The sequence below is a fragment of the Rhodococcoides fascians A25f genome (assembly GCF_000760935.2).
In the GTDB taxonomy this organism is placed as follows: domain Bacteria; phylum Actinomycetota; class Actinomycetes; order Mycobacteriales; family Mycobacteriaceae; genus Rhodococcoides.
The window spans coordinates 2,510,770-2,527,022 of the sequence record NZ_CP049744.1 but is presented as its reverse complement, the minus strand read 5'-3'; the positions used below and the strand labels follow the sequence as shown (position 1 = coordinate 2,527,022).

The window sequence follows — 16,253 nt, the reverse complement described above, 5'->3', positions numbered from 1 at the left end:
GCATCCCGGGCGTCGGTGTTCGCTGCACGTCGGCGCACGGGTGTGGGCGACTACTAGTCTGGGAACCACATTCCGACGCACCCACCGCACACCTTGGAGGATCGTCCTGTCCGGAGACTTGTCCTCGCCCGTCGTCGACACCCCCACCGCTGCAATCGGACCGGAGGCGCTGCGTGCTGCCGTGGACGCGAAGCTCGCCGAGTTCTTCGCCACGCGACGCGAGGTCGTCGACACCGTCGGCGGTGGCTACCCCGCAGCCGTGGCAGATCTCGAAGCGTTCGTACTGCGCGGCGGCAAGCGCATGCGCCCCGCGTTCGCTTGGACGGCATGGCTCGGTGCGGGTGGCGAACCCACCGGTCCGCGATCCGACGCAGTGCTTCGCGCCTGCTCGGCGCTCGAACTGATCCAGGCCTGTGCCCTGATCCACGACGACATCATCGATTCGTCCAACACCCGGCGAGGCTTTCCGACCGTGCACGTCGGCTTTGCCCAACGGCATCGGGACGCGGGCTGGTCCGGCTCCTCGAACCACTTCGGCGAGTCGGCGGCCATTCTCGTCGGTGATCTCGCCCTGTGCTGGGCCGACGATCTACTCCGCGAATCGGGCATCGACAACGACGCGGCACGCCGGGTCCAGCCGGTGTGGTCGGCCATGCGCACCGAGGTCCTGGGTGGCCAACTCCTCGACATCGAGGCCGAAGCAGGCACCGACGAGGGGGTGGCGGCGGCAATGCGGGTCAATCGCTTCAAGACCGCCGCGTACACGGTGGAACGACCGCTGCACCTCGGCGCAGTTCTGGCGGATGCCGACGAGGACCTGATTGCCGCCTATCGCAGCTTCGGGGCCGATATCGGGATCGCGTTCCAGTTGCGCGACGACCTGCTCGGAGTGTTCGGCGATCCCGAGGTGACCGGCAAACCGTCGGGCGACGACATCACCGAAGGTAAGCGCACCGTGCTCATCGCGTCGGCGCTGAAGCACGCCGACGAGAACCGGCCCGATCTGGCAGCCACGATCCGGGCCAGCCTCGGAACCGAACTGGACGCCGAGGCAGTGGCCGACATTCGTTCGATTCTGGTCGAACTCGGAGCAGTCGACGCCGTCGAACGGCAGATCGACGAGCTCGGCGCTCGGGCGGTGGCGACCCTCGACAACAGTTCGATCGAGCCGGCTGCCGCCGCGCATCTGCGCGCCATGGCAACCGCCGCAATCAAGCGGCAGTACTGAAAGTGAGCGTCATGTCTTCGATTCGCACGGTCGCCGGACCCACCGACCGGGTCGTGGTGGTGGGAGCCGGATTGGCTGGATTGGCTGCCGGTCTGCATCTGCTCGGAGCAGGCAAGAAGGTCACCATCGTCGAACGAGACGAGACCGTGGGCGGCCGGGTCGGGGTGTATCCGGTGTCCGACACCGACGGCTCGCATCTGTACGACATCGACAACGGCGCAAGCGTGTTGACCATGCCGAACCTGGTGCTCGAGGCTCTGGCCGCGGTGGGTGCCGATTTCGAGTCGACGACGCCGCAGATCCGGCTCAGGGCGCTGTCGCCGTCGTACCACACGCGGTACGCCGACGGTACGTCGATCGATGTCTACTCGGACCCGGAGGCGATGGCGGCCGAGGTCGAACGGACCTGCGGGCCCGCCGAGGCGCAGGGATACCGCAACCTGCGTCGGTGGCTGGCCGACATCTTCGATGCCGAGTTCGACCGGTACATCGACTCGAACTTCGATTCCCCGCTCGATCTCGTGGGCTCGAAGGCCGCCGTTCGCGACACCGCCACACTGATCAAGTTGGGCGGCTTCGGCAGACTCGGACCGCGCGTCGACAGTTTCCTCGAAGACACCCGGCTGCGCCGCGTCTTCACTTTTCAGGCGCTCTACGCCGGCATGGCACCGCAGAAGGCTCTCGCGGTCTACGGGGCCATCGCACACATGGACACCTCGCTCGGCGTCTTCTTCCCCGACGGCGGAATGGCGGCCATCGCCAGGGCCATGGCCGACGCGTTCGTCACCGCGGGCGGAACACTCGACCTCGGCACCGAGATCGTCGACATCACCGTCGACCGCGGGCGTGCCGACTCCGTGCTGACCGCAACCGGCCATCGAATCGCCTGCGACGCACTCGTTCTCACCGCCGACCTGCCCGTGGTCGATCGACTACTGGACCGGGCGTCGGTGTCGAAGAAGGGCAGGCACAACGGCTACGGCGTCGTCTCACCGTCGGCGGTCGTCGCGCACGGAACCGTTCCCGTCGAACAGACCGCGAAGTGGCCCGCTCGCGCGCACCACACCATCGACTTCGGTGACGAATGGGCCGAGACGTTCCGAAGGATCACCGCCAAGGCGGGCAAGGGATCGTTGATGGCCGATCCCTCGTTGCTCATCACCCGGCCGTCGGTGAGCGATCCGAACCTCGAAGTGGTGCGTAGCGGTGTTCGCAGTGAGCCGGTGTCGATATTGGCACCGTGCCCCAATCTGGACAGCGCCCCGCTGGCGTGGGCGGAATTGGCGCACCCCTATCTCCGCGAAATACTGACGACGATGGAGGGTCGCGGGTACACGGGACTCCTGGACGGATTCGTTCTCGACCACATCGACACACCCGAGACCTGGGCGCGGAAGGGCATGATCGAAGGATCGCCGTTCTCGTCCGCTCACGTGTTCCGGCAGACCGGGCCGTTCCGACGCAAGAACATGGTCGCCGGACTCGACAACGTGGTTCTCGCCGGCTCCGGTACGACGCCCGGTGTGGGCGTTCCGACGGTTCTGGTGTCGGGAAAGCTCGCCGCCGAGCGGGTGGCAGGACGCTCGGGGCGGTAGCTTCGTTCGATTCACTGCACGGACCAACTAAGCTGAACGCGATCGTTTGCCGGTCGCGTTCATTGCTGCGACCATGATCGTTCGGCGTCGGGCGAAAACGCATCGGCTTCAGATGTAGATCGCGAACAACAAATTCGTTGCAGAGGAGGAGTAGGCGGCAATGTCTTCGATTTCGTCGCACTCCACCTCCGAGGATCGATCGTCGGACGACGCCTCTGCGTCCTCGACCTCACCACGACCGTCGAGAATGACCGCCACGGGAAACTTTCTCCGCAGCCCGGAGGGCAAAGCGGCAATCCTCGGTGTTGTCGGGGCCGTCTGCATCACGTTCGGCGGGTTCGGCGCAGGTAGCGTCCGCCGACGCGATCCGCTGCTCGAGGAGATGCACCTGTCGTGGCTGCGATTCGGCCACGGATTCGTTCTGTCGACCATCATCGTCTGGGTCGGCGTACTGCTGATGATCACCGCCTGGGTCCGGCTCGGGCGAGCGACCCTGCACGGACGCACCACGGTCGGCGAGCTCAGGTGGATCGTTCCGGCATGGACGGCACCGCTGTTGCTGTCGGTACCGATGTTCAGCCGCGACGCCTACTCCTACCTGGCTCAGGGTGCCCTGCTCCGTGACGGTTTCGATCCGTACGGCGTTGGCCCCGTTGCCAATCCGGGGGTTCTGCTCGACAACGTCAGCAATGTCTGGACCACGACGACGGCCCCCTACGGCCCCCTGTTCCTGCTACTCGGGCGCGGTATCACCACGTTGACGGGCGACAACGTCATCGCGGGGACCATGCTCCTGCGCCTGACCATGCTCCCCGGTCTGGCGCTGATGATGTGGGCGGTTCCGCGGCTGGCCAAGCACCTCGGCGGCCGCGCGACCACGGCTGTGTGGCTCGCGGTTCTCAACCCCTTGGTCCTGATCCACCTGATCGGCGGGGTGCACAACGAGTTGCTCATGGTCGGCCTGATGACGGCCGGCATCGTGTTGGCCCTCGAACATCGCCACGTGGCCGGCATCGCGCTGGTGGCGATCGCGGTGGCGATCAAGGCGACCGCGGGCCTGGCACTGCCCTTCCTGGTCTGGATCTGGATGTTGCACGTACGGGACAAGGCCCGCGCGGAAGGTCGAACGCCGCCCTCGCCGGTGCTGGTGTTCACGAAGACCGCGGGGATCGGAGCCGCGGTCTTCGTTGCGGTGTTCGCGGTCTCTTCGCTGGTCGCCGGAGTCGGAATCGGGTGGCTGACAGCACTCTCGGGATCGGCGAAGATCATCAACTGGCTTTCGCTGCCCACGATTCTCGCGCACCTGGTGACCGTCGGTACCTCCTGGTTCCTCGATCTTCGACTGGACCCGGTTCTCTACGTCATGCGGCTGCTGTGCTCGATCGCCCTGGTGGTCATTCTCGCTGCAGCCTGGTGGTGGGGCCGTAAGTCCGAGCGAAACGCCGTCAAGGGCATCCTGGTTGCCCTCGTCGCCACGGTCGTTCTCTCCCCCGCCGCCCTGCCCTGGTACTACTCGTGGCCGCTGGCGATCGCCGCCGGCTTCGCACTGTCTCGAACGACGCTCATGGTCCTGACCGGTCTGTCGACATGGCTCATGCTCGTCTTCCAACCCGACGGTGCCATCGGCCTGTACAACATCGTGCACGTGGCACTGGCCGTCATCGCGGCCGTGGTTGCCGCCCTCGCGTTGACGCGCGTCGACCCGCTGCGTTTACGATCGGACCGATCCAGGGAACACCGTGCCGTGCCGAACGCGCCCAAGAACACCGCACCCGAACCAGCCGGAGACGAGTCCACGTCATGAGACTCCCGTGATGAAGGAGCTGGACGGCATCGATCCGGCGCTGCACGAGGCGTACCGAATCTGTCGCGAGCTCAACGCCCAGCACGGTAAGACCTACTTCCTCGCCACCCGCCTGCTGCCGACAGACAAGCGCGCAGCAGTGCACGCGCTGTACGGATTCGCCCGCATGGTCGACGACATCGTCGACCTCGAAGGCACCGACATCGCCGTCGGATCGGACGAGCTCAACGCTCGCCGCATCGTCGAGCTCGACGCGATCGAATCCCGAGTGCGCGACGCCTTGGCCGGAAAGCCGTTGCCGCACAGCGTGACCGACCAGGTACTGAGCGCACTGTGCGACACCGTGTTGCGGTACGACATTCCACACGACTACTTCTTCGCGTTCATGCACTCGATGCGCATGGACATTCCTGGCAGCGATGTGTTCGTCTCGCGCTACCGAACGATGAAGCAACTGCGCGAGTACATGTACGGCTCCGCTGCGGTCATCGGACTGCAGATGTTGCCGATCCTGGGAACCGTCGTCGAACGGTCCGAGGCCGAGCCTCCTGCCGCAGCACTGGGCGAGGCGTTCCAGCTGACGAACTTCATTCGGGACATGGGCGAGGACCTCGATCGCGATCGAATCTATCTCCCCACCGACGAGCTGGCTGCCTTCGGAGTCGACGAAGAACTGCTCCGGTGGTGTCGCACGACCGGCAGCGTCGATGCCCGGGTCACCCGAGCTCTCGCCCACCTCATCGCCGTCACCCGCTCGATCTATCGCACGTCCGATGCCGGTATCGACATGCTCGACCCGCGAGTGCGTCCGTCGATGCGTACGGCGTCGATCCTCTACGGCCGGATTCTGGACGAGGTCGAGTCGCAGGGCTACCGCGTGCTCTCCCAGCGGGCGACGGTGCCGCAGTGGACTCGAGCTCGAATCGCACTTCCACAGTTCGCGGTCACCGGCTTCAAGCGTGCGACCGTTCGCTAGAAGGCCATGGCCTGTGCGCGCCTGATCACTTCGCGCATCAGATCACCGTGCAGTGCGGCCACGGGCGCACCGGGCAAGCTCTCGTCTTCGGTGAACAGCCACCGCAGGATCTCTTCGTCCTCGTAGCCGCCGTCGTGCAGCACGGCCAACAAGCCGGGCAGACCCTTGACGATGGTGCCCGTCCTCGCGTCGAGGAACTGCTCGGGAACGCCGGGCACACGCGAACGCTTCAGAGCCAGCAGCTGGCGATCTCGAACGAGCTGCTCGACGCGGGTCTTGGGAACGTCGAGGATCTTCGCGACGTCGGCGAACTGCAGCAAAGACACCGACGGATCGAGCACGTCGTCGGCATAGGGAATGGCACTCACGCAGGTAACGTTAACGGGTCCGGCGTCCAGACTTCAAAAACGGCAGACCCGGCAGGGACAGCACGACACGATCGCCGATGGCCGGTCGACACACCGATACGATCGGCGTCGTAGTTCCGCACAGAAGAGGTCCGGTACCGAAGCGGACAGCACAGCAGCCAGAGCAGTGGACGACGAGAGGAGGTTCGGTGAGACCGGGTTCGATGCTCGATCGTCGGTACCGTATCGACGGACCGATCGCACGGGGCGGTATGTCGACGGTCTATCGTGGCCTCGACACCAGGCTCGATCGCCCGGTCGCGGTGAAGATCATGGATCCGAAGTTCGCCGAGGATCCGCAGTTCGTCCAGCGATTCGAGTTCGAGGCGCGGGCCGTGGCCAGGCTCAGCCATCCAGGCCTCGTCGCCGTCTACGACCACGGGCGGGACGGCGAGCACGCCTTCCTGGTCATGGAACTCGTCGAGGGTGGAACCCTCCGCGAGCTCCTGCGTGAGCGTGGCCCCATGCCACCGCACGCGGCAGTCGCCGTCGTTCGGCCGGTTCTCGAGGCGCTCGCGGTCGCCCACCGAGCAGGATTGGTGCACCGCGACATCAAACCCGAGAACATTCTGATCAGCGACGACGGCGACGTGAAGATCGCCGATTTCGGACTCGTGCGTGCCATCGCAGCCTCCACGGTGACGTCCAGCAGTGTGATTCTGGGCACCGCCGCGTACCTGTCTCCCGAACAGGTCACCACCGGCTCGGCGTCCGCGAGCAGCGACGTCTACGGCGTCGGGATCGTGCTGTTCGAGCTGCTGACCGGACGCACCCCGTTCACCGGCGACACCTCGCTGTCCATCGCCTACCAGCGCATCGACAACGACGTACCGCTTCCCTCCACCTTCATCGCGGGCGTTCCGCCGCAATTCGACGAGGTGGTCCAGCACGCGACCGTCCGCGCCCCGGAACACCGGTATCGCAACGCCGACGACATGGCGCGTGCGCTGCGCGGGGCCGCGTCGGCGCTGGCGCTGCCCGACTACCGAGTACCCGCGCCGAAGCGGTCGGCCGAGCATCTGAGCTCCGCGGCCGCAGGAGCACCGACGACGGTGGCCGGTGATCGTGCGCCGTCCGCTCGCACCCAGGTGGTCCAGGATTCCCCGCCCCCGCCCCCGCAACACGGGGTGCAGCACACCCGAGTGGTGACGTCACCGACCTCCCGCGGTGTCGAGTACGCCCCGGAAGACGACGATGCGCCGCCCGCCGAGCCACCTGGGACAGGCCGAGGGCAGTACCGTTTCCCGGACTTCGAGGCGGATCGACAGCGCTCGCGTCGAGCGATCGTCATCTGGCTCCTCGTCGTCGCCCTCCTCGCCGTGCTGGTCGGCTTCGGCGGCTGGTGGATGGGGTCAGGTCGTTACACCGCCGTCCCGATGGTCGACGGGCTCGACACCACCGGTGCCACCAGCGCCGTCGAGGCCGCCGGGCTGGAGGCGGCGGTGCGCGGAACCTACTCCGATTCGGTGGACACCGACCGTCTCATCGGCACCGACCCCACCGGCGGATCACGAATCGCCAAGGGCGACACAGTGTTTTTGCTGGTGTCACTGGGCAGCCCGAGCGTTCCCTCGATCGACGCGAGCGCGTCCGTCGCCGATATGGAACAGCAATTGAGAGACCGGACCTTCACTCCCGTCGACGGCGGCGAGGCCTTCAGTACCACCGCTCCCATCGGCGGGGTCGCAGCACTGGACCCACCACCGGGCACCGTTCTGACCACCGGAAGCTCGGTGACGGTACTGCGCAGCAAAGGCGCACCGCCGGTCGAGGTGCCCGACGTACGCGGCCAGAGCGTCGACCAGGCCCGCACAACGCTCGAATCGGTGGGAATCACCGTAGGCGAGGTTCGGGAGACGTTCGACGACGAGACCGACGGCGGCAAGGCAATCGGAACGACGCCGGAAGCCGGGCAGACCGTCAGATCGGGAACCACCGCCGTGCTCGAGGTGTCCAACGCCGTCACCGTGCCCTCGCTGCTCGGGCGTTCGGTCGGTTCGGCGCGCACCACGCTCGCAGCCCTCGGCCTGACCATCGACGTCCGTCAGGTGGTCGACACGGACGGCTCGCTGGTGATCACCCAGAGCCCCGGAGCCGGTTCCCACGTGGAACCGGGCTCCGAGGTGATGGTCGTCTCGCTGCCCTGAGCCGGATGTAGGGACCGAATCAGTCGCGGAGCATCTCGGCTACGAGGAAGGCCAGTTCGATGCTCTGCTGCGTGTTCAGCCGCGGGTCGCAGGCCGTTTCGTAGCGGCCGGCGAGGTCCAGATCGGAGATGTCCTGTGCGCCGCCGAGGCACTCGGTGACGTCGTCGCCGGTCAGCTCGACATGGATTCCGCCCGGATGCGTACCGAGGCCGTTGTGTACCTCGAAGAAGCCCTGCACCTCGTCGACGATGCGATCGAAGTGCCGCGTCTTGTATCCGGTCGACGCCTCGTGGGTGTTGCCGTGCATCGGGTCGCACTGCCAGATGACCTGGTGTCCGGTGGCCTGCACCTTTTCGATGATGGCAGGCAGGATGTCGCGAACCTTGCCGTTGCCCATGCGTGAGATCAGCGTCAGACGGCCCGGCTTGTTGGTCGGGTCGAGGCGCTCGACGTACTCGACGGCCATCTCGGGGGTCGTCGTAGGCCCGATCTTGAGACCGATCGGGTTCGAGATCAGCTCGGCCAGGGCAATGTGTGCCCCGTCGAGCTGGCGGGTGCGGTCGCCGATCCACAGGAAGTGAGCCGACAGGTCGTACAGCTTGGGGTGATCGTCGGTGTTGTCCAGGCGCAGCATTGCCCGCTCGTAGTCGAGAACGAGCGCTTCGTGGCTCGCGAAGATCTGCGCGGTGTGCAGGTTGGGGTCGGAGACGCCGCAGGCATCCATGAACCGCAGCCCGCGGTCGATCTCACCCGCGAGCGCCTCGTAGCGCGCACCGGCAGGCGATTGCGCGACGAACTCTCGGTTCCAATCGTGCACCTTGTGCAGATCCGCCATGCCCGCGCCGGTGAGTGCGCGAACCAGGTTCATCGCGGCACTGGCGTTGGCGTAGGCGCGCACCAGTCGCGACGGGTCGTGGCCGCGGACGCTCTCGTCGGCCACCAGCGAGTTGATCATGTCGCCGCGGTACGACTGGAGACCGAGCGCATCGATGTTCGACGAGCGCGGCTTGGCGTACTGTCCGGCGATCCGCGCCACCTTCACCACCGGCATGCTCGCTCCGTAGGTGAGCACCACTGCCATCTGCAACAGCGTGCGGATGTTGCCCTTGATGTGCGGTTCGGTGTTGTCCACGAACGTCTCGGCGCAGTCGCCGCCCTGCAGCAGGAAGGCCTCACCGCGCGCAACGGCAGCAAGCTTGTCCGACAACGCCTCCACTTCACCGGCGACGGTGATGGGCGGAACGCTCTCGAGCACCTTGCGCATGTCCGCTGCGTGCTCGGGGTCCCATTGCGGCTGCTGCGCAGCCGGCTTGGCCAACGCATCGTCCAATCGAGTGCGCATCGTCGGCGACAACGGCGGCAGGTCGGGCAAGCGATCGATGGGTACGTCGACAGTCCAGTTCACGGGTACAGGATATTCGCACCACTGTCATCGCAGGACAACGGGTGTTCACCCGCGGTGCGAGTACTCCTCGATCGCCTGGAACTTCGCCAGATTGTGCCGTGCATCGGCCAGTGCATCGTGCGCATCGTCGGGAACCGACGGCAGCTCGGGGCTGCCTCGATCCTCCCAGTGCTGGCGCAACTCCCGGGTGAACCGCGGCAGAGAACGGGGCAGCTCGGTCATCGAACCCCACAGCTGACACAGCGCTACGTGGTCGTACGCAGCCACCCACGCCCACAATTCGACCTCGGCACCGTAGTGCGGCACCAGGAACTCGAGTAGTTCGTCCCGGATTCGAGACCGACTCATCCACAGCGGTGACGAGTACGGTGGCAGCTTGGGCAGCACGTTGCGCCGAACCCAGCGGCCTGCGCGCTCGGGATCGAACTCGGAGGACACCGCATAGAATTCGCGACCGTCCTCCGAAACCACACCGATCGAGACCAACTCGATTGTGCGACCATCCTCGATGAACTCTGTGTCGTAGAAGTAGCGCACGCGGCTCACCCTAGCGCGTGCCCCGACACCTCCCCACGTACCGGTAGTCCGAATCCGAACAGCCCCGAAAGGCCCACGTTGTGACATCGCCCGACACCAACCGTCCGATCGCCGAGGCATCGGAGCCGGCCGGGCCGACGCCACGTCGGTGGCCGCGATGGGCCGTCGTGTCGAGCAGGATCGTCGTCCTGATCGCCGCCGCGGTCGGCGTCTTGTTCCACCTCAACGGCTTTCCGGGTCTGCGGGCTCTCGGCGAGCACTACCGACTGGATCTGGACGTGTATCGACTCGGCGGTCAGGTGTTCGCCGAGGGCGGGGACCTCTACGGGCAGTTGCCGCCGATCGCGACCGGTACGACCCTGCCGTTCACCTATCCCCCGATCGCCGCGGCGATCTTCAGCCCGTTGTCGTCGGTGTCGCTGTACGCCGCGTCGATCGCGGTCACGGTGCTGTCCATGCTGCTGCTGCTGGTCACCGTCGTAGTCACCCTCACCTCGCTCGGACTTCGTCCTCGCACACTCGTGTGGTGGTCTGCCGGAGCAGTGTTCGCGTTGTCGGTGCTCGTACTGGAGCCGGTCACCTCGACGCTGAACTACGGACAGATCAACATCGTGCTGATGGCGTTCGTGGCCCTCGACTGCCTGCCGAAGAAGACTCCGTGGCCGCGAGGGGTTCTGATCGGTCTCGTGGCCGCCGTCAAGCTCACTCCCGCCGTGTTCGTGTTGTTCTTTCTGTTGCGCAAGGACTTTCGTGCTGCAGTGGTCTCGGTTCTGAGTTTTGCCGTGTTCACCGCAATCGGCTTCGCGCTGACGTGGTCGGACTCGGTGAAGTACTGGACCGAGACCATCGTCGATTCCGACCGGATCGGTGGCCCGGCCTACCCGCCGAACCAGTCGATCACCGGCGTACTCGCGCGCCTGGGGTTGGACGAGCTGCCCCGGTCGATCCTGTGGATCGCATTGTCGGTGGTGGTACTCGGCATAGCGGCGGTCGCAATGCGAAAGGCGTTCGCGGCCGGGCAGATTGCGCTGGCCCTGACGATCAACGCCATGTTCGGCCTGCTGGTCTCGCCGGTATCCTGGTCGCATCACTGGGTATGGGCGGTCCCGTTCACCATCGTGCTGGCCGTCCTCGGCTATCGCCGCCGCAGTGCATTGCTGCTGACTCTGGTTGCGGTAGGACTGGCGCTGATGGTGTACCCACCACATTGGAAGCTCGGCGAGGGACGATGGAGCGGGCTCGGCTGGCCGTTGTTGGACCAGTTCGCGGCCTCCGCCTATGTGTGGTGGGCTCTGGCTTCGATCGTTGCCCTGGCCGCGATCAGCTTCTCCGACCGCTCGAACACATCGAACTAAGCCGCTGCGGTTCAGCGATAGCGGGTTCAGCTGGCCTTGGAGTCGGGGATGCGGCGCGCCGCGGGAGCCGAATCTTCCACCGGTGCAGCCTTCTTCAGAGACGCGGCGTACACGTCCACGTACTCCTGACCGGACAGCAGCATCAGGTCGTACATCACCTCGTCGGTGACGGCACGCTCGACGAACCGATTGCCTGCCATTCCCTCGAAACGTGAGAAGTCGATGGGCTTCCCGACGCGGATGGTGACCTTGGCGGGCCGCCAGACGCGCGAACCGATGGGGTTCATCTTCTCGGTACCGACCATCGCGACCGGTACGACCTGAACTCCGGTCTGCAGAGCCAGACGCGCCATGCCGGTCTTGCCCTTGTACAACCGGCCGTCGGGAGAGCGCGTGCCCTCGGGGTAGATGCCGAGAACCTTGCCCGCTTCGATCACGCGGACACCGGCGTTGAGAGCGTCTTGTGCCGCGTCGGCTCCGGTGCGATCGATCGGCACCTGTCCCACCGCAGTGAAGAACCACTTCTGAAAGGCACCTTTGAGTCCGGGACCGGTGAAGTATTCGCTCTTGGCGAGAAAGGTGATGCGGCGAGGCGTTTTCAGCGGGAGGTAGAAAGAATCGAGAACGGCTTTGTGGTTACTCGCCAGAATGACCGGACCGTGCGTCGGAATGTTCTCCGCACCCTCGATCGTGGGCCGACCCAAGGCGATGAGCAGGGGCCCGACGATGACGAATTTGAACAGCCAGTACCACATTGACGCGCTCCCTGATGATGGTCCGGAAATCATTTGGTGCCGGCTCCCGCGAGCGAGAATCGACCGCGGCCGTGCGTCCTGGAACCGTGCCGCGTAGTGAACTGTACCCACGGTTTATGACACCAGCCACATCATCTGCGACTCCGGGACCGAGCTCACACGATATGGGTCGATTCAGTCAGCGCACACCGGTGACGAACTGGGCCCGGGCCAGCTCCGCGGCCCCGATCATGCCCGCCGCTTCGCCCAGTTGCGTACTCCGAATACGAGCCAACGGTCGATGGCCTGTACCGGTCACCAGCTCCGCGTACTTGTCGGTCGCACGGGCGAGAAACTGGCTCGACGACGTGGCCACTCCCCCGGCCAGCACGATCAGATCGGGGTCGTACACGTCACTGACCATCGACAGTCCGACCCCGAGCCACTGCGCGAAATCCTCCATCGTCCGTCGCGCGATCGAATCACCGTCATGCGCGGCAGTGGCGATCCGACGACCTGTCAACGAGCCTGGATCGAGGAACACCTCACGGGCCAGAGTCGTCGACGACGACGGGTCGGCGGCAAGAAACTCGACGGCGGTATCCACCAGCGCAGTACCACTGCAGTACCGCTCCCAGCAGCCACGCTTGCCGCAGGGGCACGCCCGGCCGTCGGGAACCACCTGAATGTGACCGAGTTCCGGTGCCACGCCGTGGCTGCCGCGGTAGATCCTGCCATCGATCAGCAGCGCAGCGCCGATTCCGGTACCTATGGCCACCATCACCACGTTGCGACCACCGGATGCGGCTCCGAATCGATATTCGGCCCACGCCGCCGAGTTGGCATCGTGTTCGAGCAGCACCGGCAGTCCGATGCGCTTGCTCATCTCGGTTGCGACGGGGGTGTTCACCCACGGCAGATGCGGAGCGAACCGAACTGTCGTGCGCTCGGAATCGATGAATCCTGCAACCGCGAGCCCGACGGCGGCGATATCGTGTCGCCCGGCCAACTCCTGCACGGCACGGTCGAGCCCGCGCTCGAGTGCCCGCGCGGTGTGCGGAGTGGGAGCAGCCGTCGAATCCAGCACTTGCCCCTCGGCGTCGACGACGGAGGCCCGCAGGCTCGTCCCGCCCACGTCGATGCCGACCGTCAGTCGCTGCTGGTGTCGTTTCATTCGTTGATGCCTTTCTCCGCCGTCCCCCACACGGCTGTCACCGGTCGATCCGCGCGCTCACCCGTCACGGACGATCCTGCGTGTCCGATCGTGAATTTTTCACTCGAACGGTAATCGGAACGAACGCCGCCCGACGTTCGCCCGGGATATTCGTGTCGACCGACACGTTCGAAAGGTCGACCGGTTCGGTCGACGTCGGGTCCGGCCCGGGCTCTGGCGGCGAGGCTTCCGCAGGAGCCGCGGCGGTGTGACCGGTTCCGGTGTTCGTGTGGTCGGCGAGCAGTTGACGCAGCAACGCGATGATCACCGTCCCCTCGGAGGCCACGAGTTCGACCAGATCGTGCCGCTCGCCGCGCACCAGTGCAGCAAGTGCACATACCGGACACCAACTGCAGCTCTGTTGATCACGTTCCTGCTGAGTCTCTGCAACCCGGCGCAGGATGGGGTCGAGCCGAGTGAGCACGGTGTCGGCCAGGGCCAACAGATCGGCCCCCAGCTCGGAATGCCCGGAGGTCATCGCTGCACCCCGAACGTAGTGAGCGCAGTCGTTACTGTGGCCGCACGTCTTGTCACCGTGGCCGCACTTTCTGTCACAGTGGCCACACGTCGGGATTCGGGCGGAAGCGCACCACCAGGCAGGGCCCGTCGAGCTCGGCGGAGTCTGCGATGCACCGACGAAGCACCGACGCCAACCTGATGCGTCGTCGCCTCCCGTCGGCAGTGACTATCAAGTCGTCCTCCACTCGCCCCACACCCAAGGTCGTCGAATCCACTACCGGCAGCAGCATTCTCATCGCATATACGGATTCGAGTCCGCTCCCGGACTCGAGTACCACGGAGGGCTGCTCACCCCGCTCCGGCGCGCGCCGTTCGAGCAAGCTCGGTTCCAGGCGATCGGCCACGTCCTGCAAGGGCCCCAACCCTACCGGTTCACCAGGAACTCGCTCCACCTCCACTATCGGTACGGTGCCGATGCGTCGGCGCAGCTCGGCGACGGCGGACAGCTGCGTGGCCCGCCAGCTCTCGAACCAGAACACGGCCGGATTGGCACCGACCAGACCGATCGACGAGGAGTTGAGCCCCGGCAGAATCTTGTTGACGAGAACCCGATCGATTCTGATTCCGAGCAGTGCCGCGGCCGACAGTGTTCGCTCGGCATCGACGACCGAGAGCTGTTCGGCAGTGACGACCACGGTTGCGCCGGCGCGCGCAGGGTCGGTGATCAGCGATCGAACCGAATCGACCTGGGCAAGCACTCGCTCGATCATCGCCACCACGAGCGTGAGCCGCACATCGGAACCGGTGCCGGCCACCATCCGATCGTGGTGCGGCCAGATCCGCTCCACATACGCGGCCACGGTGTCGGGCAACTGCAGAGTTCTCAACGCATCGGCCGATGCAGGCATGTCCACTATCACTGTGTCCCAGCGACCTTCGTCCACCAGACGACAGATCTCGTGCATCCCCAGCAACTCTTCGATTCCCGGAAAGCCCAGTAGTTCCTCCGGCTCTATCGCCCCGAAGCTCACCCCGTGCTCGTGGCCCGCCGACGCCATGGCCACCACGGAACCGAGGCTTCGATACCGCGCCTCGAGCAGTCTCAGCGTGTCGATCTCGACGATGTCGAGGCCCGCCGTGACGGATCGGACTCGGGACAGCTCCACGGACTCGTCGTCGACAGCGCCGTCGGGCAGGCCCGAAAACGCGTCGACGAGCGACTGTGCCTGATCCACGGAGGCAATCAACACCCGCTGGCCGGCCTTCGCCAGTCGCAGGCCCGACGCCGCCGCCAGCGTGGTTTTCCCCGCACCACCTTTGCCGAGGAACAGCATCACCGTGGTGCGGGGTTCGGTGCGAGCTTCGCTCAGCCTTCGACCCGCTTCTTCAATTCCTTGAGTGCAGTGTCGGTGATGACCTTCTCTGCCTTGCGCTTGAACAGGCCGATCATCGGGATGTTCAGGTCCACGGTGAGCTCGTACGTCACGTCGGTGCCGCTGCCGGTTTCGCGCAGCGTGTACGAGCCCTTCTGCGACTTCTGCATTTCACCCGATACGAGGTTCCACGACACGGAGCTGCCGTCGGCGGCCCAGTCGTACTCGAGTTCGTAGGTGTCCTTCACCATCCCGGCGTCGAGCACGAACTTCACGCGCTTACCGCGTCCGTCCGCATCGACGTCCAGTACCTCGACGGACTTCGCGGCCGAGACCCACGTGGGGTACGCGTCGAAATCGGCGATGACGTCCATGACCTGGTTCGGCGGGGCTTCGACGACGATCGATCTCTGGGTTTTCTCCGCCATGACTTCTCGTCCGCTTCCTCTCGGGTACTTCGATCGATTCGTTCGCTGTTGAGCCGTGGAACAGGGGCAGATCTATCTCACACGATCGATCCGCGGACGCACAATCGCGAACCGGCCGACCGTACCGCGCGGTTCAATCGCGAGCTGAACTCGACGCTACGTGGCTCGGTGCCTCACCCGCAGACCGACCGGCCTCCAGCTCGCGTTTGAGCTCGAAGGTCATGGCACGGCCCGCCACCCGACGAGCATGCTGCTGCGACGCGATCTCGCCGGAACCGGAGGGCTCCGCATGCAAGAAGTAGTGCACGACGACTCCGTCCAGCGCGGGCTCGAGCCACAGTTCCATCGTTCCGACAACACCGCCGCGCACCGCCCAGCGGATCCCCTTCTCACCCCGGTCCTCGGTGATGGTCAGGTTCAGATCCGGCCACCACCGACGCCACCGCTCGGGTGAGGCGAACGCCTGCGCCACCCGTTCCCCGGGGGCGGCCACGAATGTCTGGTCCGCAACTTGAATACTGCTCATCGACAGAGCTTCACATATCCGGTCGCAGGCCGCGCACGTCACCTCTTTTACGGCTCGTTCCTGCAG

Annotated in this window: 16 protein-coding genes; 6 read left to right on the top strand and 10 right to left on the bottom strand. The window is 65.6% G+C overall.

Annotation, left to right across the window (positions count from 1 at the left end; genetic code table 11):
- The first annotated feature begins 118 nt into the window (after window positions 1-118).
- Window positions 119-1,228 (top strand): polyprenyl synthetase family protein, encoded by a 1,110-nt coding sequence (locus BH93_RS12045; protein WP_032403940.1) that lies wholly within the window; start codon window positions 119-121, stop codon window positions 1,226-1,228.
- 11 nt (window positions 1,229-1,239) lie between these two features.
- Window positions 1,240-2,823, top strand: a complete 1,584-nt coding sequence (crtI, locus tag BH93_RS12040; protein WP_242459188.1) for a phytoene desaturase family protein — start codon at window positions 1,240-1,242, stop codon at window positions 2,821-2,823.
- 108 nt (window positions 2,824-2,931) lie between these two features.
- Here the strand turns inward: crtI and BH93_RS27935 are convergent, their stop codons facing one another.
- Complete coding sequence (locus BH93_RS27935) at window positions 2,932-3,081, bottom strand: hypothetical protein (protein WP_242459187.1); 150 nt, start codon at window positions 3,079-3,081, stop codon at window positions 2,932-2,934.
- On the opposite strand from BH93_RS27935, the gene BH93_RS12035 reads away from it, so the two are divergent.
- Window positions 3,071-4,627: an alpha-(1->6)-mannopyranosyltransferase A gene (locus BH93_RS12035; protein ID WP_242459186.1), complete on the top strand. Its 1,557-nt coding sequence runs from the start codon at window positions 3,071-3,073 to the stop codon at window positions 4,625-4,627. The genes BH93_RS27935 and BH93_RS12035 overlap by 11 nt on opposite strands.
- A gap of 10 nt (window positions 4,628-4,637) precedes the next feature.
- On the top strand, window positions 4,638-5,603 hold the full coding sequence (locus BH93_RS12030) for a phytoene/squalene synthase family protein (protein ID WP_037177455.1): 966 nt from the start codon (window positions 4,638-4,640) through the stop codon (window positions 5,601-5,603).
- Here BH93_RS12030 and BH93_RS12025 read toward each other — a convergent pair.
- Window positions 5,600-5,971: an Rv2175c family DNA-binding protein gene (locus BH93_RS12025; protein WP_032379055.1), complete on the bottom strand. Its 372-nt coding sequence runs from the start codon at window positions 5,969-5,971 to the stop codon at window positions 5,600-5,602. The two genes, BH93_RS12030 and BH93_RS12025, sit on opposite strands and share 4 nt — an antisense overlap.
- Before the next feature lie 203 nt (window positions 5,972-6,174).
- Between BH93_RS12025 and pknB the strand changes: the two genes are divergently transcribed.
- A complete protein-coding gene (gene pknB / locus BH93_RS12020) occupies window positions 6,175-8,157 on the top strand; it encodes a Stk1 family PASTA domain-containing Ser/Thr kinase (protein ID WP_037177452.1) in 1,983 nt (660 codons plus the stop codon).
- A gap of 19 nt (window positions 8,158-8,176) precedes the next feature.
- Here the strand turns inward: pknB and BH93_RS12015 are convergent, their stop codons facing one another.
- Both BH93_RS12015 and BH93_RS12010 read right to left on the bottom strand, forming a co-directional pair.
- Window positions 8,177-9,562 carry a class II 3-deoxy-7-phosphoheptulonate synthase gene (locus tag BH93_RS12015; RefSeq protein WP_032379057.1) on the bottom strand — a complete coding sequence of 462 codons (1,386 nt, stop codon included), beginning with the start codon at window positions 9,560-9,562 and terminating at the stop codon, window positions 8,177-8,179.
- 45 nt (window positions 9,563-9,607) lie between these two features.
- Window positions 9,608-10,099 carry a polyadenylate-specific 3'-exoribonuclease AS gene (locus tag BH93_RS12010; RefSeq protein WP_032379547.1) on the bottom strand — a complete coding sequence of 164 codons (492 nt, stop codon included), beginning with the start codon at window positions 10,097-10,099 and terminating at the stop codon, window positions 9,608-9,610.
- Between the two features lie 80 nt (window positions 10,100-10,179).
- Here BH93_RS12010 and BH93_RS12005 point away from each other — a divergent pair, with 80 nt between their 5' ends.
- Window positions 10,180-11,454, top strand: a complete 1,275-nt coding sequence (locus BH93_RS12005; RefSeq protein WP_371832090.1) for a glycosyltransferase 87 family protein — start codon at window positions 10,180-10,182, stop codon at window positions 11,452-11,454.
- Window positions 11,455-11,480: 26 nt separating this feature from the next.
- On the opposite strand, the gene BH93_RS12000 is transcribed toward BH93_RS12005, so the two are convergent.
- The 6 genes from BH93_RS12000 to BH93_RS11975 form a co-directional block, all read right to left on the bottom strand.
- Window positions 11,481-12,209, bottom strand: a complete 729-nt coding sequence (locus BH93_RS12000; protein WP_032379058.1) for a lysophospholipid acyltransferase family protein — start codon at window positions 12,207-12,209, stop codon at window positions 11,481-11,483.
- Window positions 12,210-12,387: 178 nt separating this feature from the next.
- On the bottom strand, window positions 12,388-13,362 hold the full coding sequence (locus BH93_RS11995) for an ROK family protein (RefSeq protein WP_037177907.1): 975 nt from the start codon (window positions 13,360-13,362) through the stop codon (window positions 12,388-12,390).
- Between the two features lie 64 nt (window positions 13,363-13,426).
- Window positions 13,427-13,879 (bottom strand): hypothetical protein, encoded by a 453-nt coding sequence (locus BH93_RS11990; protein ID WP_037177450.1) that lies wholly within the window; start codon window positions 13,877-13,879, stop codon window positions 13,427-13,429.
- 73 nt (window positions 13,880-13,952) lie between these two features.
- Window positions 13,953-15,194 (bottom strand): ArsA family ATPase, encoded by a 1,242-nt coding sequence (locus tag BH93_RS11985; RefSeq protein WP_080739270.1) that lies wholly within the window; start codon window positions 15,192-15,194, stop codon window positions 13,953-13,955.
- 32 nt (window positions 15,195-15,226) lie between these two features.
- On the bottom strand, window positions 15,227-15,661 hold the full coding sequence (locus BH93_RS11980; RefSeq protein ID WP_032379060.1) for an SRPBCC family protein: 435 nt from the start codon (window positions 15,659-15,661) through the stop codon (window positions 15,227-15,229).
- A 133-nt stretch (window positions 15,662-15,794) separates the two neighbouring features.
- Window positions 15,795-16,187: a hypothetical protein gene (locus tag BH93_RS11975; RefSeq protein WP_032379061.1), complete on the bottom strand. Its 393-nt coding sequence runs from the start codon at window positions 16,185-16,187 to the stop codon at window positions 15,795-15,797.
- Window positions 16,188-16,253 lie beyond the last annotated feature (66 nt).